This is a genomic window from Arcicella sp. GW458-12-2-14-TSB2, from assembly GCF_059423785.1.
Genome location: NZ_JBWKYN010000311.1, coordinates 1 through 2857, shown reverse-complemented (window position 1 = coordinate 2857; position 2857 = coordinate 1). Strand labels below are relative to the sequence as shown.

Sequence of the window (2857 nt, the reverse complement as noted above, 5' to 3'; positions counted from 1 at the left end):
AGATTTAGCTGAACAAGATTACCCCTATGTAACCTTTCATGTTGAGCTTCTTTATGAAGATCAACATGATTTGTCTTCAAATAAAGGAATTATATTTCTCTATCAGTTTATGAAGGAATTTCTTATTTATAGACCAGATTGGATATTTGTGGATGAAAATGAGGAAAGGAAAATTTATAATGTTCATAATATCGATGATTTTGCAAAAAAGTATGAATTTTCTCCAGATGCTTTTAGTTTTGATTTTACTAATTCACCACAGTAGTGTTCTCATTTTATTACATGAAACAAGTTTACATCATTGCGTTCTATCCACTAGCAAAATGAGGAGTTGTTGACGCTTGACTTGTCGGTGAATTAACACTAACAAGGGCATAAGACAATCACAGATTGTCATTTATCTGTGCCACGAAGTCAGAGACTTCGAGGAGCGTTAAAAAAGGTAGGGACGAATTGCATTCGTTCTTTGTTCCTAAAACAATAAAAAAACACCTCCCTTACAAAAAGGAGGTGCCTATAAACTCATTCAACAAATACCCTACATTTTCACATTCTCAACCACCTTAACAATCGGCACAACCTTCTTGTCAATCTTTGCTCCAACACCCGTAGTATGTACTGCAATATAAGGTGCGATTACTAAGGATACGATAGACATTAGCTTAATCAGAATGTTCATAGATGGGCCAGAGGTGTCTTTGAATGGGTCACCAACGGTGTCTCCTGTTACTGATGCTTTGTGTGGCTCTGATTTTTTGTAGTACATTACGCCATCAATCAAGACGCCTTTTTCAAACGATTTTTTGGCATTGTCCCAAGCACCGCCTGCGTTCGACTGGAAAATTCCCATCAATACGCCTGATACTGTTACGCCTGCTAATAAACCGCCTAATACTTCTGGCCCCATTGTGAAGCCGATGAGCACTGGTGTAATTAAGGCAATTGCACCTGGCAAAATCATTTGCTTGATAGATGCTTCGGTAGAAATCGCTACGCATTTTTCATACTCTGGTTCAGCCTTGTATTCCATAATCCCCGGTATTTCACGGAACTGGCGACGTACCTCGTTTACCATCTCCATAGCGGCTTTCCCCACTGCCGAGATACACAAGGCACTGAAAATAAATGGAATCATCCCGCCAATAAATAAACCTGCCAATACGTCGGCTTTATAAATATCAATGGCCTTGATGCCTGCGATACCCACAAAGGCAGCAAACAATGCCAACGACGTAAGTGCTGCCGAAGCAATGGCAAATCCTTTACCCGTTGCCGCTGTAGTGTTCCCTACGGCATCTAAATTATCGGTACGCTCGCGTACTTCTGGAGGTAGTTGAGACATCTCGGCAATACCGCCTGCATTATCAGCGATTGGTCCAAAGGCATCAATGGCTAATTGCATGGCCGTTGTCGCCATCATGCCTGCTGCGGCTATCGAAACGCCGTATAATCCTGCAAATTTGTAAGAGAGAATAATACCGCCTGCCAATACGATAATAGGCAATACCGTTGATTCCATCCCTACTGCCAAACCGCCGATGATGTTGGTAGCATGACCAGTTCCCGATTTTTCGATGATGGATAATACTGGACGTTTGCCCATGGCTGTATAATATTCTGTAATCATCGACATCAATGCACCTACTATTAAACCTACGACAATAGCATAGAAAACACCGCTTGACGAAAATTCAAAGCCACGTAAATTAAGGGTTTCGGGCAGGATGTTTTTTACTAAGAAGTACGAAGTAATAAATGTAATAAGGATTGATACCCAGTTGCCTAAGTTAAGAGCATTTTGAACCGATGAGGTTTCGCTTTTGATTTTCACGAAGAAAGTGGATACTAAGGATGCTAATAAACCTACACCCGCAATCAACATGGGTAACAATACGGGCGAGAACCCTCCGTAATTGTCGGTTACCTCAATTTCTTGTCCGAGTACCATCGTAGCTAAAATAGTGGCTACATACGACCCAAACAAATCGGCACCCATACCTGCTACGTCGCCAACGTTATCGCCTACGTTGTCGGCAATGGTGGCAGGGTTACGCACGTCGTCTTCTGGAATACCTGCTTCTACTTTTCCTACTAAATCCGCTCCTACGTCGGCTGCTTTGGTATAGATGCCTCCACCTACACGGGCAAAAAGGGCGATAGATTCTGCTCCTAATGAAAACCCTGCTAATACTTCAATAGCGGTTTTCATTTCGTCAGAGGTCAACGCCTGACCTTGTGCAAAAATATTATAAAAGGCTATAAACAAGCCTCCGAGACCTAAAATGGCTAATCCTGCTACGCCCATACCCATTACGGAACCTCCTGTGAAGGATACATCAAGGGCTTTTGATAGCGACGTGCGGGCGGCTTCTGCCGTGCGGACGTTGGCTTTGGTAGCAATTTTCATCCCGATGTATCCTGCCGTAGCTGATAGCAAAGCACCAATTAAAAATGCGACGGCTATCAGGGGTGACGAATGAATGGGATGTTCGGCAGAGCCTTTGTCAGACCCTAACCAAAATAATAATACTGCTGTTGGAATGGCAAAATAGGCTAATACTTTCCACTCAGCTTTTAAGAAGGCAATAGCTCCATCTGCTATATAACCAGATAATTTTTGCATTTCGGCATTGCCAGCGGGCTGATTAGAAACCCAGCTAAAACGCCAAGCAGTGTAGATTAATCCTACTATTCCGAAGGCTGGTACTAAGTAAATAATGTCATTCATAATGGTAATGGAAGGTTTTTAGTTTAAGATTTACAATTAAAATTCATAGCTACTGTCACAAATATACATTTTTAAGTTTCTTATAAAAAAACTATTTCAAGAAAAAATTGGACTTAAAATATCTATCTG

2 protein-coding genes are annotated in these 2857 nt (G+C 41.6%); one reads left to right on the top strand and one right to left on the bottom strand.

What is annotated here, in order from left to right; all coding sequences use genetic code 11:
* Positions 1-265: hypothetical protein (locus AC07XN_RS23980; RefSeq protein WP_494744885.1), on the top strand; the 265-nt coding region annotated here is incomplete at its 5' end.
* Between the two features lie 273 nt (positions 266-538).
* Here the strand turns inward: AC07XN_RS23980 and AC07XN_RS23975 are convergent.
* Positions 539-2728, bottom strand: a complete 2190-nt coding sequence (locus AC07XN_RS23975) for a sodium-translocating pyrophosphatase (RefSeq protein WP_494744884.1) — start codon at positions 2726-2728, stop codon at positions 539-541.
* Positions 2729-2857 lie beyond the last annotated feature (129 nt).

Coding starts and splice junctions, on each gene's coding strand:
- AC07XN_RS23975 (WP_494744884.1), bottom strand. CDS start 2,728: ATGAATGACATTATTTACTTAGTACCAGCCTTCGGAATAGTAGGATTA.